Source organism: Pseudobutyrivibrio ruminis AD2017 (assembly GCF_000424305.1).
GTDB classification, from domain to species: Bacteria; Bacillota; Clostridia; order Lachnospirales; family Lachnospiraceae; genus Pseudobutyrivibrio; species Pseudobutyrivibrio ruminis_B.
Window position 1 is genome coordinate 150,967 of the sequence record NZ_AUJQ01000006.1, and the last position, 22,834, is coordinate 173,800.

General features: G+C 39.4%; 18 protein-coding genes. 15 read left to right on the plus strand and 3 right to left on the minus strand.

What is annotated here, in order from left to right; genetic code table 11:
• The first annotated feature begins 371 nt into the window (after positions 1-371).
• The 3 genes from G611_RS0105420 (at position 372) to G611_RS0105430 (ending at position 2,596) form a co-directional block, all read left to right on the plus strand.
• Positions 372-1,232, plus strand: a complete 861-nt coding sequence (locus G611_RS0105420; RefSeq protein WP_028242763.1) for an Mrp/NBP35 family ATP-binding protein — start codon at positions 372-374, stop codon at positions 1,230-1,232.
• A 12-nt stretch (positions 1,233-1,244) separates the two neighbouring features.
• Entirely contained in the window at positions 1,245-1,766 is a 522-nt protein-coding gene (locus G611_RS0105425) for a peptidylprolyl isomerase (RefSeq protein ID WP_028242764.1), read from the plus strand.
• A gap of 83 nt (positions 1,767-1,849) precedes the next feature.
• Complete coding sequence (locus G611_RS0105430; protein WP_207636287.1) at positions 1,850-2,596, plus strand: hypothetical protein; 747 nt, start codon at positions 1,850-1,852, stop codon at positions 2,594-2,596.
• Here the strand turns inward: G611_RS0105430 and G611_RS0105435 are convergent.
• On the minus strand, positions 2,559-3,833 hold the full coding sequence (locus tag G611_RS0105435; RefSeq protein WP_028242766.1) for an HlyC/CorC family transporter: 1,275 nt from the start codon (positions 3,831-3,833) through the stop codon (positions 2,559-2,561). The two genes, G611_RS0105430 and G611_RS0105435, sit on opposite strands and share 38 nt — an antisense overlap.
• 91 nt (positions 3,834-3,924) lie before the next feature.
• Here G611_RS0105435 and G611_RS0105440 point away from each other — a divergent pair, with 91 nt between their 5' ends.
• The 4 genes from G611_RS0105440 to G611_RS0105455 all read left to right on the plus strand — a co-directional run bounded on the left by G611_RS0105440 (position 3,925) and on the right by G611_RS0105455 (position 10,554).
• Positions 3,925-4,878: a tetratricopeptide repeat protein gene (locus G611_RS0105440; protein WP_196801541.1), complete on the plus strand. Its 954-nt coding sequence runs from the start codon at positions 3,925-3,927 to the stop codon at positions 4,876-4,878.
• 304 nt (positions 4,879-5,182) lie between these two features.
• The gene (locus G611_RS0105445) at positions 5,183-7,564 is read left to right on the plus strand and encodes a ribonucleoside triphosphate reductase (protein ID WP_028242768.1); all 2,382 of its coding nucleotides are present in this window, start codon (positions 5,183-5,185) and stop codon (positions 7,562-7,564) included.
• A gap of 62 nt (positions 7,565-7,626) precedes the next feature.
• Positions 7,627-10,032 (plus strand): glycoside hydrolase family 3 protein, encoded by a 2,406-nt coding sequence (locus G611_RS0105450; protein WP_028242769.1) that lies wholly within the window; start codon positions 7,627-7,629, stop codon positions 10,030-10,032.
• A gap of 129 nt (positions 10,033-10,161) precedes the next feature.
• Entirely contained in the window at positions 10,162-10,554 is a 393-nt protein-coding gene (locus G611_RS0105455; RefSeq protein WP_028242770.1) for a hypothetical protein, read from the plus strand.
• 4 nt (positions 10,555-10,558) lie between these two features.
• On the opposite strand, the gene G611_RS0105460 is transcribed toward G611_RS0105455, so the two are convergent.
• A complete protein-coding gene (locus G611_RS0105460; RefSeq protein ID WP_028242771.1) occupies positions 10,559-11,437 on the minus strand; it encodes a helix-turn-helix transcriptional regulator in 879 nt (292 codons plus the stop codon).
• 123 nt (positions 11,438-11,560) lie between these two features.
• Here G611_RS0105460 and G611_RS0105465 point away from each other — a divergent pair, with 123 nt between their 5' ends.
• The 5 genes from G611_RS0105465 to G611_RS0105485 all read left to right on the plus strand — a co-directional run bounded on the left by G611_RS0105465 (position 11,561) and on the right by G611_RS0105485 (position 17,457).
• Positions 11,561-12,202: a bifunctional 4-hydroxy-2-oxoglutarate aldolase/2-dehydro-3-deoxy-phosphogluconate aldolase gene (locus tag G611_RS0105465; RefSeq protein ID WP_028242772.1), complete on the plus strand. Its 642-nt coding sequence runs from the start codon at positions 11,561-11,563 to the stop codon at positions 12,200-12,202.
• 114 nt (positions 12,203-12,316) lie between these two features.
• Positions 12,317-13,384, plus strand: a complete 1,068-nt coding sequence (uxuA, locus tag G611_RS0105470) for a mannonate dehydratase (RefSeq protein WP_028242773.1) — start codon at positions 12,317-12,319, stop codon at positions 13,382-13,384.
• A gap of 66 nt (positions 13,385-13,450) precedes the next feature.
• Positions 13,451-14,947, plus strand: a complete 1,497-nt coding sequence (locus G611_RS0105475) for a mannitol dehydrogenase family protein (protein WP_028242774.1) — start codon at positions 13,451-13,453, stop codon at positions 14,945-14,947.
• The gene (uxaC, locus tag G611_RS0105480) at positions 14,944-16,344 is read left to right on the plus strand and encodes a glucuronate isomerase (protein ID WP_028242775.1); all 1,401 of its coding nucleotides are present in this window, start codon (positions 14,944-14,946) and stop codon (positions 16,342-16,344) included. Before G611_RS0105475 ends, uxaC begins: the two co-directional genes overlap by 4 nt.
• 15 nt (positions 16,345-16,359) lie before the next feature.
• Positions 16,360-17,457 carry a PfkB family carbohydrate kinase gene (locus G611_RS0105485; RefSeq protein ID WP_028242776.1) on the plus strand — a complete coding sequence of 366 codons (1,098 nt, stop codon included), beginning with the start codon at positions 16,360-16,362 and terminating at the stop codon, positions 17,455-17,457.
• 66 nt (positions 17,458-17,523) lie between these two features.
• Here the strand turns inward: G611_RS0105485 and G611_RS15215 are convergent, their stop codons facing one another.
• Positions 17,524-19,173 (minus strand): GGDEF domain-containing protein, encoded by a 1,650-nt coding sequence (locus G611_RS15215; protein ID WP_051195086.1) that lies wholly within the window; start codon positions 19,171-19,173, stop codon positions 17,524-17,526.
• A gap of 272 nt (positions 19,174-19,445) precedes the next feature.
• Between G611_RS15215 and G611_RS15835 the strand changes: the two genes are divergently transcribed.
• The 3 genes from G611_RS15835 (at position 19,446) to G611_RS15220 (ending at position 22,833) form a co-directional block, all read left to right on the plus strand.
• Positions 19,446-19,595 carry a hypothetical protein gene (locus G611_RS15835; protein WP_196801542.1) on the plus strand — a complete coding sequence of 50 codons (150 nt, stop codon included), beginning with the start codon at positions 19,446-19,448 and terminating at the stop codon, positions 19,593-19,595.
• Between the two features lie 138 nt (positions 19,596-19,733).
• Positions 19,734-21,470 (plus strand): EAL domain-containing protein, encoded by a 1,737-nt coding sequence (locus G611_RS14015; RefSeq protein WP_051195087.1) that lies wholly within the window; start codon positions 19,734-19,736, stop codon positions 21,468-21,470.
• 22 nt (positions 21,471-21,492) lie between these two features.
• Positions 21,493-22,833 (plus strand): HD-GYP domain-containing protein, encoded by a 1,341-nt coding sequence (locus tag G611_RS15220; RefSeq protein ID WP_051195088.1) that lies wholly within the window; start codon positions 21,493-21,495, stop codon positions 22,831-22,833.
• The last annotated feature ends 1 nt before the right edge of the window (position 22,834 follow it).

Genomic DNA, 22,834 nt, shown 5'->3' on the forward strand with positions numbered 1-22,834 from the left:
TTATCTATTATTCTGAAAAGATTTTCAATGAGATTGTTAAGTTATTTACATTTGTGGATAACTTCTGTGGAAAATATGTTCGTTGAAATATGTCTCACTCAGTATTATAGTCCGAAAAATCCACATTTATAGGCAGAAATTAACAATATTATTGTGGATAAATGAGAGAGTGACAGAATTGACTGAAGTTATCCTCAACCAAAATTTTTAGGATGTGGATATTGTGGATAACTCATATGGCTGGTTGATGCAGTTATCAACAATCCCAAACTAATACATTTTTTAAGTAATGTATTGTAAATAAACCCGTACATATTTGGCAGATATGATATAATATGACGGTTAGTATGATTGTAAACAGGAGGTCTAAAATGGCAGAGAAAGATTCATGCGCTTCAGCAAGCACATGTAGCAGAGGCTCTTGCGAAGGCTGTCCTTCAAAGGCGGCAGCTGAAAAGGGTGTTAGAAATACAGCATTTTTAGAGGAGCCAAATAAAAACTCACATATCAAGCACGTTATCGGTGTAGTATCTGGTAAGGGTGGCGTTGGTAAGTCACTTGTAACTTCATCTTTAGCAGGCGTTATGGCACGTGCAGGATATAAGGTAGGAATTTTGGATGCAGATATCACTGGCCCATCTATCCCAAAGATGTTTGGTGTTCATGGTCCTGCAACAGGAAATGATGACGGAACATTCCCAGAGGTAGCAGAGGATGGAACAAAAATCATGTCCATCAATCTCTTACTTGATGATGAGGAGTCACCAGTTGTATGGCGTGGTCCAGTTATCGCTGGTGTAGTTAAGCAGTTCTGGACAGATGTACAGTGGGGTGACGTTGATTACTTATTCGTTGATATGCCACCTGGAACAGGTGATGTTCCACTTACATGCTTCCAGTCACTTCCAGTAGATGGAATCGTTATCGTAACAAGCCCACAGGAGCTTGTTCAGATGATCGTTAAGAAAGCATATAACATGGCAGATATGATGCACATCCCAGTTATCGGACTTGTAGAAAACTATTCATACATCGCTTGTCCTGATTGTGGAAAGAAAATCCAAATCTTTGGTGAGAGCCATGTAGATGAGGTAGCAGCTTCACTTAACATTCCAGTACTTGGCAAGATGCCAATGGATAGAAGCTTCGCAACAGCAGCCGACGCAGGCCGCATCTACGACGTAGAAAATACCTACCTCGCATCTGCCAAGGAAATAATAGAGAAACTATAAAAGGAGATTAATATGGCACAGAATCCAGTAGTTACAATTGAGATGGAAAATGGCGATATCATGAAGGCTGAGCTCTATCCTGAAATCGCTCCAAACACAGTAAACAACTTTATCAGCTTGATTAACCACAACTTCTATGATGGAGTAATCTTCCATAGAGTAATCAACGGCTTCATGCTTCAGGGTGGCGATCCAGACGGAACAGGAATGGGTGGCCCAGGTTATTCTATCAAGGGTGAGTTCACAAGCAACGGCTTTAAGAACGACTTAAAGCATGAGCCAGGTGTACTTTCAATGGCTCGTACAATGCTTCCTAATTCAGCAGGAAGCCAGTTCTTCATCATGCACAAGACTAGCCCACATCTTGATGGAGATTACGCAGCATTCGGTAAGGTTATCGAAGGTATGGACGTAGTTAACAAGATTGCTGAGACAGCAACAGACTGGTCAGACAGACCTGTTGAAGAGCAGAAGATGAAGAAGGTTACAGTTGAGACTTTTGGTGTTGACTATCCAGAACCAGAGACAATGTAAAAATTATCTTTACATGTTAAAGTATTTTTGTTATTATAACGGCACGCTTTTGCGTGTCGTTTTTTAATCCATACAAATAATATATGCAAACAAATACATTTATATATTGTATTAGTCTATGGGCCATAGTTGAGATGGCCTCTTTATTGAATACCTTTTTTTCAGGTAAATCCATTAATTCCCAATTCGAAATAAAACGCTTATATTGCAACTTAATAACATTCCTTTTAAAGAAGGGCTGTGCTAAGGAAAAACTATTACATGACCTGTATTTCAGCGTCACTAATCGCAGATTAAAGAAAATATTGATAAGGGCGATTAAGCAGGGTGCTATAGAAAAACAGTTTTCCTACATTGAAAAACATATAGGCTGTGACACCGTAAAATTAATTCACGAATATATTTTTACTAGAGGAGGCAATTTAGCCAATTTAGAAAAAGAAGTGGTTGAAAAGCTAAGACTCATGGAGTTCTCCATGAAGGAAATGAAAAGGACTATGCTCAAAAACAAAATCCGATTGCTACTAAATAAAACAATATTCTTTCTGGCAAACATTGCTTTTGCTTATTATCTGAAAAACGATTACAGCTTTTTAATATTTATCATTGTTAACACCATAGGGGTAATCTGGTTTATTGTGCTTGATTATGAAAGTGTAATAGCTGTTTTGGAATTTAGAGAAAGAAAGCTTGTGGAAGTGAAGGCCAAAAGAAAAAAGACCCTGGCTCCTGCAAATACAATAAAAAGATGCTTTAGTGCATTTGCCAGCCTGGGTCTTATAATCAATATTTCTATGGTTGCTGTTGGTTTTCTGATGCAGGCAATTTAATGCGAAGCTTTGTGATACGCTTTTTCTCAACAGCAAGTACTCTAATTATGGCACCATTTTCTGAAACGTAGGTTTCACCTGCGTTAGGGAAGTGGTCAAATGCGCCTACTATGTAGCCACCGATGGTGTCATAATCCTCACTGGTGAAACCAAGAGGGATGATATCACACAGGTCTTCTAGGTTCATGGAGCCTAGAACCTGATATTCCCTTTCGCTGATTTTGATGATTGGGTCTTCCTCGTCTTCATCATATTCATCGCGGATTTCACCAACAATTTCTTCAAGCAGGTCTTCCATAGTAATCATACCTGCCAAATCACCATATTCATCTAATACGATAGAAACTGTAGCGGATTCCTCACGCATTTCATCAAATAAATCTGAAACGTTTTTCATTTCAAATGTGAAGTAAACATCTCTAATGTAATCACGTGCATTGAAGTTTTCTGAAGGGATAAGTCCGAGGAAATCCTTCATATTAACAATACCGATAATGTTTTCAGAATCTGGTTCGCAGACAGGGATACGGGTGAACATATCCTCCTTGAAAACAGCTATTAAATCCTGATAGCTGATATCGGCATCTACCATTGTCATATCGATTCTAGGAATCATAACCTCCTTGGCACAGGCATCGGAGAAATCAAAAACCTTGTGAATCATGGTTCTTTCGTCACCTTCGATGGCGCCATTTTCATGGCTTACATCTATCATGGTACGAATTTCTTCTTCGGTGATTGTTTCATCCTTGAAATCAGGGTCTATGCCAAACAGCCTGATAACTAGTCCTGAAAGAAAGTTTATTATAGAAATAACAGGTGTAAGCACCCACATAAGTGCTGCAATTACAGGAGCAAATAGTAAGCTTAGCTTTGTGGAATTAAGAGTAGCAAGAGACTTAGGTGTAATCTCACCGAAAATCAATATAAGCAGTGTAAGGATTCCAGTTGCGATACCGGCTCCAACGCTACCGAATATTTCAATCGCTAATGTGGTGGCAAGGGAAGATGCTGATAGGTTTACGATATTATTTCCTATTAGTATTGCAGAAAGCATCTTTTTAGGACGGCCGACAACATTTAAAACACGTGCTGCCTTTTTGTCTCCATCATCGGCCATGGTTTTAAGCTTGATTTTGTTGACTGTGGTAAGAGCGGTTTCAGCGGAAGAAAAGAAAGCTGAAAGAGCTAGTAATAATACAAGAATAATAAATCTAATTAACAGGTGTGTGTCCAATTAATCCTTCTCCTTTTATTCATGGTTTTTATTAGGAATTATTATATCATATTACTACACAAAGAAGGCTATCTTTGTTAAAATGAAACCTATGAGAAAAAGATTTATAACATTACTTTTAACATTAACTATGGCTACAGCATTGTTTGGCTGTGGTAAATATAATCAATCTGAGATAGATTTAAGAGATCAGGGAATACAGGCGCTTGATGCGGGCAATTATGATGATGCTATAGATTTATTCAATCAGGCTCTTGGAAAATCCATAGGCAAGGTCACAGATTTAGAAATTGACATTAATTACTACAAGGCAGCAGCTCAGTTTAAGGCAGGTCAATTTAAGGAGGCGGCTAAAACCTACACCTATCTTATCAGATATGACAAGGACAATTACGAGGCATATTTCCTTCGCGGAAGCATTTATGCTGATGAAGGCGAGATAGGAGAGGCCATTACTGATTACGATTCAGCTGTTTCTATTGATCCTAAGAACTACATGCTATACATTCAGATATACGATAACCTGAAAGCATTGGGCTATACAGATCAGGGGTTGGCTTATCTTAATGATGCACTTGAAATCAAGGATAAATCTGCTAATGCTAAATACTATAAAGGTAGAATCTACTACATGTTAGGTCAGACATCGGAGGCTACCAGCAATTTACAGGCGGCAGTTGATAAGGATGTAATAGAAGCGAAGCTTTATCTGGCGAAGCTTTATCAGGATTCAGGAGACTATGACAAAGCGCAGGTACTGCTTAAGGAATATGCTGAATCTGACGAGGTTACCAGTGATGCAATGGCAGCACTTGGCGATATAGAAATGACAAATGGCAATTATGAAAATGCTTTAAGCTATTATGATGCTGGGTTGAGTCTTGATTCCATTGACAATATGCCAAACCTTTTAAAGGGAAAAGTTACAGCATTAGAAAAGCTGGATAGATACTCCGAAGCAAAAGAAGTCTTGACACAATATCTTGAGACTTACCCAGAAGATGAGGATGCTGCAAAGGAGTTAACTTTCCTACAAACACGATAAAATGTCTAAAAAGAGCACACTATATTTAGTGTGTTCTTTTTGTGTCTAAATACTAAATATTGTGTGTGTTGAAACACGATTCTACCTAGAAAATAATCAAATTAAAAACGTTATTTTAGGTAATTATGACGAAAAACACTATATCTAGTTTTTCTCCATTGAATGCCACCCTATATTTTGATAACATATAAACAAGTCGAAAGTACCTTAGATGAACGATAGATTTGGACAACAAAAGGTTTTAAAGGGGAGTCCTTTTTTGACACACTTAAGGATACTAGGGAAAGGAAATTGGTGAGTAGAATTGTTTGATGTTGTAAAAAGAGATGGAAAAATCGCAGAGTTTAATTTAGGAAAAATCAATGACGCGATAGCTAAGGCTTTTGAAGCTACTGGCAAGGCTTACAATGACGATATTATTGGCTTATTATCGCTCAGAGTCTCAGCAGATTTTCAGTCAAAAATTAAGGAGGGCAAAATTTCAGTTGAGGACATCCAGGACTCAGTTGAAAATGTCTTAGAGCAAACTGGCTATACAGATGTAGCAAAGGCCTACATTTTATATAGAAAGCAGCGCGAAAAAATGCGTAACATGAAGTCTACAGTTCTTGATTACAAGAACGTTGTAGATAGCTATGTTAAGGTAGAGGACTGGCGTGTAAAGGAGAACTCTACAGTTACATATTCTGTAGGTGGACTTATCCTTTCAAATTCAGGCGCAATCACAGCTAATTACTGGCTTTCAGAAATCTATGATGAGGAAATTGCACAGGCACACCGCAATGCTGATATCCACATCCATGATCTTTCTATGCTTACAGGCTATTGCGCAGGATGGTCACTTAAGCAGCTCATCCAGGAGGGCTTAGGCGGAATCACAGGTAAGATTACATCTGCTCCAGCAAAGCATTTGTCAGTACTTTGCAATCAGATGGTTAACTTCTTAGGTATCATGCAGAATGAATGGGCTGGCGCACAGGCTTTCTCATCATTTGATACATACCTTGCACCATTTGTTAAGACAGATAATCTTTCATACGAAGAGGTTAAAAAGTGCCTTGAGGCGTTTATATATGGTGTTAACACACCTTCACGTTGGGGAACACAGGCTCCATTTTCTAACATTACATTGGATTGGACAGTACCTAACGACTTGGCCGAGCTTCCAGCTATCGTTGGTGGCAAGGAGCAGGACTTCAAATATAAGGACTGCAAGAAGGAAATGGATATGGTCAACAAGGCATTCCTTGAGATTATGATCGAAGGTGATGCTAATGGACGTGGATTCCAGTATCCAATTCCTACATATTCAATCACACGTGATTTTGATTGGTCTGATACAGAAAACAACAGATTATTATTTGAAATGACATCTAAATATGGAACACCATATTTTAGCAACTATATTAACTCAGACATGGAGCCAAGCGATGTTCGTTCTATGTGCTGCCGTCTTCGTCTTGACCTTAGAGAGCTTCGTAAGAAGTCAGGGGGTTTCTTCGGTTCAGGCGAGAGTACCGGTTCAGTTGGTGTAGTTACAATCAATCTTCCTCGTATTGCATACCAGGCAAAAGATGAGGCAGATTTCTACGCTAGATTAGACAAGCTTATGGATATCAGTGCACGTTCACTTAAGATTAAGCGTGGCGTTATCACAAAGCTTCTTGAGGAAGGATTATATCCTTATACAAAAAGATATTTGGGAACCTTCAATAACCACTTCTCAACAATCGGTCTTATCGGTATGAACGAAGTAGGCCTTAACGCTAATTGGCTTCGTGCAGATATGACAGATAAGAGGGTTCAGCAGTTTGCAAAGGATGTTCTTAACCATATGCGTGAGCGTCTTTCTGATTATCAGGAGATGTACGGTGACCTCTACAACCTTGAGGCTACACCAGCAGAATCTACAACATACCGTTTTGCAAAGCATGATAGAGAGCAGTTCCCAGATATCATTACAGCTGGTAAGGAAGGTGATACACCATTCTATACAAACAGCTCACACATGCCAGTAGAATACACAACAGATATCTTTGATGCCCTTGAGGTTCAGGATGAGCTTCAGACACTTTACACATCAGGTACTGTATTCCATGCATTTATTGGTGAGAAGCTTCCTACATGGGAATCAGCAGCTAACCTTGTTAGAAAGATTGCTGAAAACTACAAGCTTCCATATTACACACTTTCTCCTACATACTCAGTATGTAAGGAGCATGGCTACATTGCAGGTGAGCACTTTACATGTCCTCACTGTGGCAAGCCAGCAGAGGTTTATAGCCGAATCACTGGTTACTATCGCCCAGTTCAGAACTGGAACGAAGGAAAGACTCAGGAGTTCAAGAACCGTAAGCTTTATGATATCGCAGGTTCTGTATGTCGTCGTGCAGGAGAAAAGCAGGCAGCTAAGGCCGCTCAGCCAGAAATCAATCTTCAGGTAGTTACAGAGGAGCCTACAACAGGTGTTAAATATCTCTTCACTACTAAGACATGTCCTAACTGCGCACGTGCAAAGGAAATATTAGAGGATGAAGATTACATCCTTGTAGATGCAGAGGAGCAGGTTGATTTAACTAAAAAGTATGGCGTTATGCAGGCACCAACACTTGTTGTAGTAAACGGAGATGATATTGAGCGTTATGCTAATGCAAGCAACATTCAAAGATATGTAGACGAAAACTAATTTGATTTTTAAGAGTGCTTTGGAATAAATCCAAAGCACTTTTTTAATAGAGGAGGCACACAATGCAAAAATGGTCTAGATTATTATATCAGCCAGCTCTGCCATTATATGGGGATAGGAGAGTGACAGGCTGTGATGAACATATTAGGATTTCAAGGAAAGCCGCGTCAGAGGGAATGGTTCTTCTTGAAAATGATGGAACACTTCCACTAGCTAAGGACAAGCCAGTGGCATTGTTTGGAAAAGGCAGCGTAGATTATGTAAAGGGCGGTGGAGGCTCAGGTGATGTACATTGTAAATACGTACATAGCCTGTATGATGGTCTTATGGCAAAGGGCGTTTCAGTGTACGAGCCACTTATTAGTTTTTACAAGAATGATTTAAAACATCAGTATGAAAACGGCCGAGTTCCTGGAATGACTGCAGAGCCAGCAGTTTCAGATGAGCTATTAAATGGGGCTAAGGCATTCACAGATACAGCTGTAATAGTTATCAACAGATTCTCAGGTGAAGGCTGGGATAGAAGTGATGTTGAATGTAACAACGAATACAATCCATGGGAGTCAGAAACCTCTATGCCAAAGATAGCAGGCGAGATTTTCCCAGATGGAGATTTCTATCTTACAAAGGAAGAAAAGAAGCTTATTGATACTGTAAAAAGCAATTTCAAAAAGGTAATTGCAGTAGTTAACATTGGCGGTGTTATTGATTTAACATGGCTTAAGGAGGATGGAATAAATGCAGCCCTTTATATGGGACAGGCAGGCATGGAAGGCGGCGATGCAGCAGCTGATATTCTTCTTGGTGCAGTTAACCCATCAGGAAGATTAGTAGATACATTTGCAGGAAGCTTAGATGATTATCCTTCAACTAAGGGCTTTCATGAGTCATTTGATTATGTAAATTACAACGAAGATATTTATGTTGGCTACAGATATTTCCTTACTATTCCAGAGGCTGAGAAGAAAATCGTATATCCTTTCGGATACGGTCTTAGCTACACTAGCTTTGAAAGCAGTATAGTTTCAATGTCTTTATGTGATGATACCTTCTATTTCACAGTTAAGGTTACAAACACAGGGGCAAAAGAAGGTAAGAATGTGGTACAGCTTTATTACAGTGCACCACAGGGTAAGCTTGGAAAGCCAGCAAGAGAGCTAGGAGCCTTTGCTAAATCTAAGTGCTTACAGCCAGGTGAAAGCCAGATACTTACACTTTCAGTTAGTAAATATCAGATGTCATCATATGATGATTTAGGAAAAGTGAAGGAAGCCAGCTACGTATTAGAGGCAGGTGAATATCGCTTCTGCCTTGGAAATGATTCTTTAGATGTTGCTAAGATAGATTTTGTTTGGAACAACGAAAAGGATGAAATCATTAAAGAGCTTACACACAAGCTATTACCAGTAGAGCTTAAGGAGCGTATGAGCTCAAATGGTTCTTACGAAGCATTGCCACAGGGTAAGCATAAGGATATTAACAAAAGCGTTATCACAAAGATGGAGCCTGGTACAGAGGAAGGATTAACACCAGCGGTACGCTCACGTGAAAGCTATTGCCTGATTCATCCATTTAAGGAAGGTGCTCACACTTTATCTGAGGTGGCAGAAGGTAAGATTACCTTAGATGAATTTGTGGAGCAGCTATCCTTAGATGATTTAATGCATCTTGTAGGTGGTCAGCCTAATACAGGTGTTGCCAATACATTTGGTTTTGGTAATCTTCCAGAATACGGCGTGCCTAGCGCTATGACAGCAGATGGTCCTGCTGGTGTTAGAATTGCACCAGAAACTGGCATACTTACAACAGCCTTCCCATGCGCTACACTTTTAGCCTGCACATGGAACGAACATCTTCTTATGCAGGTAGGAAAAGCAGGTGGTGAGGAGCTTAAGGAAAACAACCTTGCAGTTTGGCTTACACCAGCTATCAATATTCACCGTAATCCACTTTGCGGCAGAAACTTTGAATATTATTCAGAGGACCCAATCGTGGCAGGTAAGCTTGCAGCAGCCCTTGTAAACGGAATTCAGAGTAATCATGTGGGCACCTCAGTAAAGCATTTTGCTTGCAACAATAAGGAAACTAACAGAAAGCACAGCGACTCAAGAGTATCAGAGCGTGCACTTCGTGAGATATATTTAAAGGCATTTGAAATTGTAGTTAAGGAAGCAAATCCTTACACAATCATGAGCGCCTACAATGCAATCAATGGTGAGCGTGCATCTGAAAGCTATGATCTTCTTACAGGAATCTTACGCGAAGAATGGGGCTATGAAGGCATGGTCACATCAGACTGGTGGACACGTGGCGAGCACTACAAGGAATCAAGCGCAGGCAACGACCTTAAGATGGGTAACGGCTACCCTGAGCGCCTTAAGGCTGCAGATGAAAAGGGTGCACTTGACCATGACCAGTTAAAGCTTAATGCAAAACGAATACTTAATACAATTTTGAAATTCGATTAAAATTAATGAGTTTTTTGTGAGTTTGTTAAAAATGTATATTTACTCTTTTGCAAAAATGATATAATATAAGCAAGTATGTCTAAAAGAAGGCTTATTTATAATATTATCAGATAATACAGAGGGGATACCGTGGGTAACAGATTTACGATAAATGGTCCTGACAAGGAAACTATTAATGCAGCCAAGGATGCTCAGAGAAAATTAAAAGACGCAAACGTTACTATAATGGATATATACACCTTCCAGACTAAGGTTCTGAGTGGTGAGATAAGTGATGATAAGGGAATTGCGGAGCTTATTATCAACAATTCAGTTTCTAATTATCACATTCACATTAATAGAAAATGTGTAACCAAATCCGATGGAACACTTATCACTTACGCTGGAATAATGAAGATGTATAAGCCAGAGGAGCTTAAGATTAAATACACTAAGCGTCCAAAGAGAATGATGTCTGTTGCTCAGTTAAAACAGCTTCGTAAGGAACGAAACAAGGTTTCTATATCAGGCACCAGGTTATAACCTATCAGCTTTTATTTCTTAGTATTTCATCCTTATATTTTTTAGGAGATATACCATATTCTTTAACAAAAGCTCTATAAAAAACAGAATAGTCAGCGAAGCCATAGGCTTCTGCAACGATAGAAATATCCTGACCGCTAAGTATGGCGTCTCGGCACATGTCGAGGCGCTTTTTTGTTATGTATTTGTGCAAAGGAATACCATTGGTTTCAGAAAAAACATGGGAGATATGGTATTTGCTAACGTGAAGCTTTTGCGCAATAAGCTCTAATGAAAGGGGCTCGTCTATGTGTGTTTCAATGTACTGAATGATGCTTTGGTACAAAGAATCGCTATCGGAATCAACAATGTTTGGATTAAGGTTTTCATATACAAGGCGGCTAACAGTGATAATAAAATCACTTACAGATAAAAGAATCTTGGCATCTTTGCCAAAACGATTAGAGTGAACTTCATCTATAAGAGTAAAGCCCTTTCCCTGGATAGTGTTAAATTCGATATCGGTAAATTTGTGAATGAAAAAGTTATCTCCAGTTGTTTTGTTTGGAAGGTAATTATAATCCTCTGAAACGCCGGAGAGTGTGTTAATGAAATCCTTTGTAACCCAGAATACAAATCTTCGATAAGCTATTTCTCCATCTAACAGCTGAGCGTAGTGAGGCAGAAAAGGAGGTATAACAATAAGAGTGCCAGGTGTTGGCACAAATGATTTACCATCGATATGCATAATGATGTGCCCATCTATAAAAAAGTAAAACTCATAGTAATCATGAGTGTGGGCAGAAACAGTAGGGATTTTTTTGTCACTATAATAGTAAATCTCAAAATCCCTGGAAATCATATATTGTCTTGTACTAAATTCCGATTTTAAATTCTTTTTCATGTAAGTAAATTATCATACAATCGCAAAAATTGCAATGTAAGAAGCAAGGGTGACAATGGGAGAAATGGGGGGCCTAATGTATGATGTTATCATCAAAATGGTTTTTGCAAGGAGATAGGAAAAATGTACGAAGAGATAAAAGAAAAATTCGAAAAAATTGGTATTATACCAGTTGTTGTTCTTGAGGATGCAAAGGATGCAAAGGCTCTTGGTGAGGCTTTGATGAAAGGGGGACTTCCTGCAGCAGAGGTAACATTTAGAACTGATGCAGCAGAGGAATCTATTAGAATTTTGTCAACAGAGTTCCCTGATATGTTAGTTGGAGCTGGAACAGTTCTAACATGTGAGCAGGTGGATAGAGCTATGGCTGCTGGCGCAAAATTTATCGTTGCACCAGGCTTCAATCCTAAGGTTGTAAACTATTGTATTGAAAAAGGATATCCAGTATGCCCAGGTGTTCAGACACCAGGCGAGATGGAGCAGGCTATGGATCTTGGACTTGATTTTGTAAAGTTCTTCCCAGCTGAGCCAGCAGGCGGCCTTCCAATGATTAAGGCTGTTGCAGCACCATACACAAAGCTTAATTTCATGCCAACAGGTGGAATTAATAAGGAAAATGTACGCGATTACCTTAAGTGCAATCGCATCGTAGCCTGCGGCGGCACCTGGATGGTCAAAGGCGACATGATTGCAAGCGGTGACTTCGAAAAAATCGAGACCCTAACCCACGAGGCCGCCGATATCGTAAAGGAAATTAGAGCATAATATTATTTAGATGAGGCTGTAGTAGACAATGATTGTATTACAAAAGGAGCCAATCTCGCGACGTTGTAATACAATCATTGTCTGCGTAACAGCCGGATTTGGAGGAGTAGATAGATGGAAATGACACTTAGATGGTACGGCAAGGATTTCGACACCGTAACACTTGAGCAGATTAGACAGATACCGGGAGTGCACGGTGTAATCACTACACTGTATGACACAAAGCCAGGTGAGGTATGGAGCCGTGAGCGCATCCATGCCATGAAGGCTGAAGTAGAGGCTGCAGGCCTTAAGGTCGCTGGAATTGAAAGCGTAAATGTTCATGAAGATATCAAGCTTGGCAAGCCAAGCCGTGATGAGCTTATTGATAATTATATTGAGACTTTAAAGAATCTTGGCGAGGAAGATATTCATCTTGTTTGCTATAACTTTATGCCAGTATTTGACTGGACCAGAACAGAGCTTGCAAGAAAAAGACCTGATGGTTCTACAGTTCTTGCATACACTCAGGAGGCAGTAGATGCACTTGTTCCTGAGAAGATGTTTGAATCTATTTCTGGTGATACAAATGGTTCTGTAATGCCAGGCTGGGAGCCAGACAGACTTGCTCATGTTAAGGAGCTTTTCGAGGAATATAAGGATATTACTGATGAGGATTTATTTGAGAATCTCAAATATTTCTTAGAGAGAATAATGCCTGTTTGTGACCAGTACGACATTAACATGGCTATTCATCCAGATGATCCAGCATGGCCTGTATTTGGTTTGCCTCGTATCATCATCAACAAGGAAAATATCCATAGAATGATGAAGATGGTAGATAACCCACACAACGGTGTTACCTTCTGCTCAGGTTCTTATGGAACAAATCTAGAAAACGATTTGCCAGATATGATTAGAAGCTTAAAGGGACGTATTCATTTTGCACATGTTAGAAATCTTAAGTTCAATTCACCTACAGATTTCGAGGAGGCTGCTCATCTTTCTTCAGACGGAAGCTTCGATATGTATGAAATCGTAAAGGCACTTTATGATATAGGCTTCACAGGCCCAATCCGCCCAGACCACGGAAGAATGATTTGGGGAGAAAAGGCTATGCCAGGATATGGACTCTACGACAGAGCCCTCGGCGCTGCCTACATCAACGGACTTTGGGAAGCTATAGAAAAGAGCAACAAATAGGCTTCCCCCACTGGGGGAAGCTGTCAGCGTAGCTGACTGATGAGGGTAAAAAAGAGGAGATTTATTATGGTATTAAACAATGAAGGCATAAAGGATAGAGCTGCATGGGAGTCAAAAGGCTATAAGCTTCCAGATTATGATAGACAAAAGGTTATCGCAAATACGAAGAAGAACCCAACATGGATTCACTTTGGAGCAGGAAATATTTTCAGAGCCTTTCAGGCTAATGTGGTAGACAAGCTTTTAGATGAAGGTGTACTTGATACTGGTTTAATTGTTGCAGAAGGCTATGACTATGAAATCATTGAAAAGTACAACAGACCATGTGATGACCTAAGCATTCTTGCCACATTAAAGGCTGATGGAACAGTTGAGAAAAAGGTTGTTGGTTCTATTGCAGAATCTTGCATCTTAGATGAAGAAAACGAAAAGGAAATCGAAAGATTAAGAGAGATTTTCAGAGCTCCATCTCTTCAGATGGTAAGCTTTACAATCACAGAAAAGGGATATAAGACAAAGGCTTATATGTCAAAGGTTGTAGGCCTTATATTAGAAAGATTTAAAGCAGGCGCACTTCCTATTTCCATCGTAAGTATGGATAACTGCTCTCACAATGGTGACAAGCTAAAGGAAGCTGTTATAGAGCTTGCAAAGGAATGGTTTAAGGAAGGTAAGTGTGAGGCAGATTTCATCGCTTATTTGGAAAACCCAAAGTGCGTTGCATTCCCACTTACAATGATAGATAAAATCACACCACGTCCTGATGATACTGTTAAGCAGATGTTGATTGAGGATGGAGTAGAAGGTGCAGAGCCTATCGTAACCAGCAAGAATACATATGTTGCAAACTTCGTAAATGCGGAGGAAACAGAGTATTTAGTTATTGAAGATTTATTCCCTAACGGACGCCCTGAATTAGAGAAGGGAGGTATCGTATTTACGGATAGAATCACAGTTGATAAGACTGAAAAGATGAAGGTTTGCACCTGCCTCAACCCACTTCACACAGCACTTGCTATTTATGGATGCCTTCTTGGTTACAAGACAATCCATGATGAAATGGAGGACAGGGCATTAAAGAAAATGGTAACGATACTTGGTAAGGAAGAGGGAATGAAGACTGTTGTAAATCCTGGTGTTATCAAGCCAAACGATTTCCTTGATGCAGTTCTTACAAAGCGTCTTCCAAACCCATTTATGCCAGATACACCACAGCGTATTGCCTGTGATACATCTCAGAAGCTTCCAATCAGATTTGGTGAAACAATTAAGGCATACCGTGCTAATTCTTCACTTGGAACAGAAAAGCTTAACATCATTCCTTTGGTTCTTGCTGGATATTTAAGATATCTTGAGGGAGTGGATGATGAAGGAAATGCTTTTGAGCAGAGTCCAGACCCATTACTTGATGAGTTAAAGAAGCTTCCTGCAAAGGATGTGCTTAAGAGGACAGATGTTTTTGGGGTAGATTTATACGAGGATACATTAGCAGCCAGAGTACTTGAAATATACGTAAGACTTCAGGGAAAGGGCAACATCAGAAAGGAACTTAACAATCTATGATGGCATTTATGGACAAAGATTTTTTGTTAACCTGCGATACAGCTAAAACTCTTTTCAAAGAGGTAGAAAAAGCTCCAATTATTGATTTCCACAATCATTTGAATCCTAGGGAAATCTATGAAGATAAATGCTTTGATAATATTGCTGATGTTTGGCTTGGTGGCGACCATTACAAATGGCGCGCCATGCGAGCTAATGGAATTTCAGAAAAGCTTATTACGGGAGACGGGGCTCCATTTGAAAAATTTGTGGCATGGGCGGACACAGTTCAAAACCTTATCGGAAACCCTTTGTATCATTGGACACATTTAGAACTTCAGCGCTACTTTGGTATTACAACACCTTTAAATCCTGACACTGCAAAGGAAATTTGGGACAAATGTAATGCCTTACTTAGAACAAAGGAGTATTCTGTTCGAAACCTCCTAAAAATGCAAAACGTGTCTGTCCTATGTACCACAGATGACCCTGCAGATAGTTTAGAGTGGCACAAGAAAATAAGAGAAGACGGCTTTGAAATAAAGGTGCTTCCAAGTTTTCGACCAGAGAAGGCTATGGGCATTGAAAAGCCTGAATTTGCCACATACATTGAAAAGCTTGGTGGTGCAGCAGGACTTCAGATAACAGATGTTGAATCTCTTATCACAGCACTAAAGAACAGACTTAAGTTTTTCTTGGAAAATGGATGTCGAGTATCAGACCACAGCTTAGAAGGTCTTTTCTACGTAAAAGCAACAGAAAAGGAAGCTAATGACATCTTCAAAAAAGGCTTGGCTGGTGCTGATCTTAGCGAAGAGGAAATAGCTAAATTCAAAGGCTATATTCTTACTGAGCTTGGCAAGGAATATAACAAGGTTGGAATTGTTATGCAGCTTCACATAGGTGCAATCAGAAACAATTCAAAGCGTTTCTACAATCTCCTGGGAGCTGACACAGGCTTTGATGCCATGGCAGATTTTGCATACGCTCCACAGCTTGCAGCACTTTTATCTGCAATGGATGAAACAGCTGAACTGCCAAAGACAATATTATATTGCCTAAATCCAAAGGATACAGAAATGCTTGCAGTAATGGCATCTACCTTCTGCAGCAATGAAGAGGGTATTAAAGGAAAGGTACAGCTTGGAGCAGCATGGTGGTTCTGCGACCACAAAAACGGAATGGAGCGCCAGATTGAAGCAATGTCAGATGCTGGATTAATCTCTACATCTGTAGGAATGCTTACAGATTCCCGCAGCTTTTTATCATTCCCAAGACACGAGCTTTATCGCCGAATCCTATGCAACAAAATAGGCACTTGGGTAGAGGCAGGTGAATACCCTAACGATTTATCGTATTTACGAAGTATGACAAAGCGTATATGCGGAGAAAACGCATTAGAATATTTTAATATGTAATTTAGGAGAAATATGATGGACTTGAATTTAAGAAAAAAAGAAGAATGTAAATTTGACGCAGTTTCACTTGGAGAGGTAATGCTTCGATTTGATCCAGGCGAAGGCCGTATCCGTACAGCCAGAGAGTTTAAGGTATGGGAAGGCGGCGGAGAGTACAATGTTATCCGTGGACTTCGCAGATGCTTTGGCATGAACACAGCTGTAATTACAAGCTTTGCTGATAATGAGGTTGGTCATTTAGTAGAGGATTTCATTCTTCAGGGTGGCGTAGATACATCTTTAATCAACTGGAAGAAGACAGATGGTATCGGAAGAGAATGCCGTAATGGTCTCAACTTTGTAGAAAGAGGCTTTGGTATCAGAGGCGCTCTCAGCTGCTCAGACAGAGCAAACACAGCAATTTCTCAGGCAACAGCTGAGGACTTTGATTTTGACTATATCTTTGGTGAACTAGGTGTAAGATGGTTCCATACAGGTGGAATTTATGCAGCACTTTCAGAGAAGTCAGCTGAAACAGTAGTAAAGGCTATCAAGACAGCTAAGAAATATGGCACAATCGTATCATACGACCTCAACTACCGTGCATCTATGTGGTCTGCTATCGGTGGACTTGCAAAGGCTCAGGAAGTTAACAAGGAAATCGCTAAGTACGTAGATGTTATGATTGGAAACGAAGAGGACTTCACAGCTTGCCTTGGCTTTGAGATTGAAGGCAATGACGAAAACCTTAAGGAGCTTAACATCGAAGGCTACAAGAAGATGATTGATGAAGCTGCAAAGGTTTATCCTAACTTCAAGGTTGTAGCTACAACACTTCGTACAGTTAAGACAGCCACAGTTAACGACTGGTCTGCACTTTGCTGGGCCGATGGCCAAATCCACAAGGCAAAGGATTACAACGGTCTTGAAATTCTTGACCGTGTTGGTGGTGGTGATTCCTTCGCATCAGGCCTCGTATACGGCCTCATGACAACAGGCGACGCAGCAAAGGCCGTAGAATACGGCACAGCCCACGGCGCCCTCGCCATGACAACACCTGGCGACACAACAATGGCTACTTGCAAAGAAGTCGAAGCCATCATGGGTGGCGCCGGCGCCCGCGTAAAACGCTAATTGTGGGTTAAAAGTATATTAGCATATGTATGCAGGGAGGGCCTACACCCTGCATCCACATGCTAATTACATAGTGACCTGGTTTTTGCCGCGGGTCTTGGAGGTGTAGAGGTTGTCGTCGGCGATTTTGACTACGTCGACGGGTTCGCTTCCTGTGGCACAGCCAAGACTTACGGTGATGGTTAGGTTGGTGTCGAAATCCCAGGCTTGGATTTCCATGTAGTATCTTATGTGCTCTGCGATGTTTTCTATTTGCAACAGGGCATTTTTTTCCACCAGGATGGTGAATTCTTCACCGCCGTATCGGTACGCTTTAACATCTGGTGAGGCTTCCTTTAGTAGAATCATTCCAAGTCGTTTTAAAACTAAATCTCCAGTAGGATGGCCGTAGGTGTCGTTTACCCGTTTGAAATCATCTATGTCTATCATGATGATTCCGTAAGGGACTTTGGATTTTTTAACCCTTGTAATGTTATGGTTGAATACCGCTCTATTGTATAGGCCGGTAAGGGAATCGTATCTTGAATTAAGTATAGGCACAAATAGAAGTATGATTACGATTATACCTAAAATGCAGGCAGATATAATTAATGAGCGGCGTTTGTTGGTAAGCTGCCTGTTAAAATAATTGTTTTCCAGTTCCAGCTTTGAATCCTGTACAATGTCATTTATCACATGGGCGTAGGTTAGGTTTTGCTGGTTGAATAGTGTAACGTATAGTTGATTCGATATGAAGTTTAATTCCTTTTGAATAGCTTCATTTCTGGTTGGGTATTCCCTTTGAACCTTAAGGATAGTGTATAGTTCAGCTTTTTCGTAGTTATTTTCCTCGCATAATACCATAAATTCCCGTAGGTAATCTATTACAGCCTGTTCCTTGGCGTCGTTATCCATGTTGACATTGTTTGAGTATTCCTTGATGTTTTCTGCACACAGATAGTAACATTTGGCCTGATAGTATGGAATGATGAAATCTCTAAGACATATCTTTCTGTAAATATCTAATTCAAATAGATATGAGTTATCCCACTTGTCCAGCTTTTCCTTGGCCTTTGGAAGACGACCGGTTTCTTCGTATATTCGTGCCAGCCAAACGTCATTCATGGCGGAATAGCTTTCATAATAGACTGTATCAGGAATGGTATCTAATATTTTCTGGGAAGTGTTGATATCAGTTTCAGCTTCATTGTAGTCATATTTCATAAAATGCATTATGCCAGACATTCTGTAGGCATAGCTTTTAATTTGTAGGTTTTCAATGTCTTCGATAGGCTTGATTGACTCAGCTTTTTTTAGCATTTCTTCGGCATAATCAAATGCATAGTTGTTTAGATAGAAGTTGGCAAGATCCAGATAGATATTTACAGTTTTATCGTCCTGACTGTCTTTAAGAAAATAAAGAGCGTAACCTAAGTATTTGTAATACGAAATGGAATCCCCTTTTTGAAGGTAAATAAGACTTGCTCGTTCACAAAGACGCCCGGCATCATTGTTGTAAAGATGCTTGTTTTTTATCATGTCATTTATAGTGGCAAGCTGTTCGTCCATTGTACTCCAGTTTTCAGCTAAGTCGTGAGAAATTATTTCTTCAGCCTTAGTATGGTTAGCTACCTTCTCAAAATGAACAAGCACATGAAAACCAGACTGCAAAACGGCTAATGCAGCTACGATAATGATAAATGCAGTTGTGATCTTTCTTAGCAGATTATTTTGCATAGAATCTCAACGTCCTGGATATAATTTTAGTCATAATCGACTACACTACATATTATCTTAAAAATATGAAAAAACTGTATACATTAAGCTAGTCTGAAAGTATTTTAGAATGTGTTAAAATTGTGAAAACGATTAAGTGAAGTTCATCAATTGTTCACAGTTTTCGCATAGACAAACACTGTAAATGATACTATTATAAAGAAGTTCATTGGGTTGCTGATGCAGTAACACAGTGGGAGAAAATATATCACACCACGGGGAGGCATGAAAAAATGGCGATAGGTGAAATTATTACATGCACAGGTCCAGAGGATTTGTTTAGGAGAGCAGAGGACCTGCAGCACAAGGGAGTAAAAACAGTATTTATTGCAAGAAATACTCTTCAGGTCGTTGGAGTTATGCAAGAGAAAAAGGCGAGTTAAGAACTTTTTTGAGGGGAGCAAGAGATAGGTTAGCCTATCTCTTTTTTTTCTTATTTTAGACACAATTGTATAGTAAAATCACAGATAATGGTCAAGGTCCGGAATGGGGGTATTTATCACCGGAAAATGGGGGTTAAAATGAGAGAAGAATACTACAATACCCTAATGGGTGGAGTAATTCCTACAGGGTTGCCGGGAGGCTTTTTCATATATGAGGCTGGGGAAAAAGAACAGATTATCTTTGCCGAGCCTAATATTGTAAAGCTTTTTGGCTGCGAATCTTATGCCGAATTTATTGATTATATCGGGGGAACCTTCAAAGGTATGGTTCATCCAGATGATTTGCATAAGATTGAAAATCAGATTGAGGCTCAGACTATCTACGCCGAACAACGCCATGACTATGTCCGTTACCGCATTGTTACCAAAAAGGGTGATATAAGATATGTTGAAGATTTTGGACACCTTCTCCATTCTACAGCTGGTAAAAGCTATTATTATGTTTTCATAGTGGATGTTGACCAAAACGAATATATTAATTCAAACAGAAATTCTTATGCTGAGGCCGAAGCTCTGGCATCTAACAGAGAGACTGATGAGCTTACAGGCTTATTTACTATGGCATTTTTTTATAATAAGGTTCAGATTCTTCTATCTCAGCCAGACATTCGAAGACAGGATGTTTCCTTCGTTCATTTTGATATCCCTAACTTTAAACTGTATAACGAACGCCATGGCTTTAAGATGGGTGATGAGCTGTTAATTGATTTGGGAAGAACTATCAAGGATATATTTTTAGGTGCTACAGTAGCCAGATTCTCAGATGACCACTTTGTTGTATTCACAACCCAGCCAAAGGCCGAGGTGGTAGAGTGCGTTGAAGAAGTATATAGAACTATGCTTCTTAATGAGGATGTTAATAAAAAAATAAAGGTTAAGGCTGGAATTTATTACATGGATGACCAGCGCGCAGAGGTAGGATTAGCCTGCGACCATGCTCGTTTAGCCTGCAATAGTATAAAGAGTAGACATGATGTTTATTACTGCATTTATGATGATATTATTCGCGATAGCCTAAGACGTCAGCAGTTTGTAGTTGATAATATTGATGATGCTATTGCAAATGATTATATCAAGGTATTTTATCAGCCTATCATCAGAGTTAAAACAGGTGAGATATGTGGCTATGAAGCTTTGGTTAGATGGGTGGACCCAGAGGATGGAATGCTTCCTCCAGGATACTTTATCGAGACCTTAGAGCATTTCCATCTTATTCATTTTGTTGATGAATTTGTAGTTAAAAAGGTATGTCAGGATTACAGAAGATTGTATGAGGAAGGAGAGGCGCTTGTGCCATTTTCTGTTAATATTTCTAGGCTTGATTTTGAAGTATGTGATGTATATAAGATGCTATCAGATTACTGTGAAATCTATGATGTGCCTTCAAATATGATTGACGTGGAAATCACAGAAAGTGCTTTTTCTGATAATACTGGTTTAATAATGAATTCCTGCAAGAAGCTTCGTGAAGCAGGACATGAAATTTGGATTGATGATTTTGGTAGTGGATACTCATCTTTAACTACCTTGGCAGATTACGAATTTGATGTTCTAAAACTTGATATGGTTTTTCTTAGAAGTATTGACAAAAATCCGAAGACACGAACGTTAATGAGTTATATAATAAAGACTGCGAATGAAATGGGACTATCACCTTTATGTGAAGGTGTTGAGACTGAGGAGCACTATCAATTCCTACGTGAAGTAGGATGCGAAAGAGCACAGGGATTTTTCTTTGGAAAGCCAATGCCACTCGAAGAGCTGTTGGATACCATGTATAACAAAGGCATGGAGTGGGAAAGGGGCTCTGTATAATTATGTTTTAGGGGACGTTTAAATGGATGCATTAGTTCAGATGCAAGGTTTGGTGAAGAGGATATTCGTTATCCTTGGAACTATTTTAATAATTATTTTAATAGCATTTATCTTTCATGTTATACAGACGAATTCGTTTAATAGCATGGATAGAGAAGTAACTGCTGAATCTGTAACTATGGAGGTTACTACGGATATTCATCCAAGAGGACTGGTTACAGATGCATGGGAAAAGAATGATGCATTTCCTGATAAGGTCATTAATGCCAAAATTTATGAGGCAACCATAACTAACAATTCAAAATGTCTATTAACAGACTGGCGTCTTCGAATTAACATCAAGGAAGACTGCTATCTTAATAATGCATGGAATGGTGTAATCGAGGTCCATCAATTTTCAGATAAGGAAAAGGTTCAGGTTTTGGACCTTAGAAACTATGATGTTGAAGATATTAATCTTGATTATTACCTTGCCGGGCAGGATCTTTTAATCCCTCTTAAAAAAGGGGATTATATCGTTTATTATCCTGATGATTCTCCATCTTCAGCCGAATTACCACTTAAGTCTACAAAGGATTATTCTGGTCAGGCCAATATTGGTATAATCATGTACAGCTTATCTGGCGATGTAGATTTATCTGATTTCGAGATGATATATCATATTCATAAATCTTATTTTGCAGGTCTTTCTGGCAAGATATATTTATTCTTATTGCCTTCATGGATTGGTCTAATGGCAGTAGGTGGCATTATTGCCTGGATTATTCTTGGCTTTGAAGGTCAGCTGATTGTTCAAAAGCATATGTTAGATGACACCTTCAATCTGTGCGCTATAGTTGCAGATGCTAAGGATTACTATCACAGAGACCACTCTAAAAATGTTGCAAAAATCTCAAAACAAATAGCAGAGCAAATGGGAATGGATAAAAACGATTGTGAAGCTATATATTATTCTGCGCTCTTGCATAATATCGGAAATTATGCAGTTCCAGAAAAAATCCTTAGCAAAGCTACCAAGCTGAATGATGAGGAAAGAAAGATAGTTCATATGCATACAGTAAAGGGAGCGTATTTACTTGAAGAGGTTAAAACTATTCCACACGCTGCGGAGGCTGCTATGTTTCATCATGAGAGATATGATGGCAAGGGCTACCCAGTTGGAAAAAAGGGAGAGGATATTCCTCTTATTGCCAGAATAATTGCCGTAGCTGATGCTTACGACAATATGAACAGAGAAAAAATGTATAGAAAGAAATATACAAAAGAAGAGATAATCGAGGAATTTAAAAAGAATTCAGGAACACAGTTTGACCCCAATATAGTTGATGTGTTTCTTAGAATTATTGATGGAATAGAGGAATAGC

Bases quoted from the DNA above. Each gene is read 5' to 3' on its own strand.
- G611_RS15835 (WP_196801542.1), top strand. From the start codon at position 19,446: ATGGCGATAGGTGAAATTATTACATGCACAGGTCCAGAGGATTTGTTT.
- uxaC (WP_028242775.1), top strand. From the start codon at position 14,944: ATGATGGCATTTATGGACAAAGATTTTTTGTTAACCTGCGATACAGCT.
- G611_RS15220 (WP_051195088.1), top strand. From the start codon at position 21,493: ATGGATGCATTAGTTCAGATGCAAGGTTTGGTGAAGAGGATATTCGTT.
- G611_RS0105460 (WP_028242771.1), bottom strand. From the start codon at position 11,437: ATGAAAAAGAATTTAAAATCGGAATTTAGTACAAGACAATATATGATT.
- G611_RS0105485 (WP_028242776.1), top strand. From the start codon at position 16,360: ATGGACTTGAATTTAAGAAAAAAAGAAGAATGTAAATTTGACGCAGTT.
- G611_RS0105425 (WP_028242764.1), top strand. From the start codon at position 1,245: ATGGCACAGAATCCAGTAGTTACAATTGAGATGGAAAATGGCGATATC.
- G611_RS14015 (WP_051195087.1), top strand. From the start codon at position 19,734: ATGAGAGAAGAATACTACAATACCCTAATGGGTGGAGTAATTCCTACA.
- G611_RS0105450 (WP_028242769.1), top strand. From the start codon at position 7,627: ATGCAAAAATGGTCTAGATTATTATATCAGCCAGCTCTGCCATTATAT.
- uxuA (WP_028242773.1), top strand. From the start codon at position 12,317: ATGGAAATGACACTTAGATGGTACGGCAAGGATTTCGACACCGTAACA.
- G611_RS0105420 (WP_028242763.1), top strand. From the start codon at position 372: ATGGCAGAGAAAGATTCATGCGCTTCAGCAAGCACATGTAGCAGAGGC.
- G611_RS0105430 (WP_207636287.1), top strand. From the start codon at position 1,850: ATGCAAACAAATACATTTATATATTGTATTAGTCTATGGGCCATAGTT.
- G611_RS15215 (WP_051195086.1), bottom strand. From the start codon at position 19,173: ATGCAAAATAATCTGCTAAGAAAGATCACAACTGCATTTATCATTATC.
- G611_RS0105475 (WP_028242774.1), top strand. From the start codon at position 13,451: ATGGTATTAAACAATGAAGGCATAAAGGATAGAGCTGCATGGGAGTCA.
- G611_RS0105465 (WP_028242772.1), top strand. From the start codon at position 11,561: ATGTACGAAGAGATAAAAGAAAAATTCGAAAAAATTGGTATTATACCA.
- G611_RS0105440 (WP_196801541.1), top strand. From the start codon at position 3,925: ATGAGAAAAAGATTTATAACATTACTTTTAACATTAACTATGGCTACA.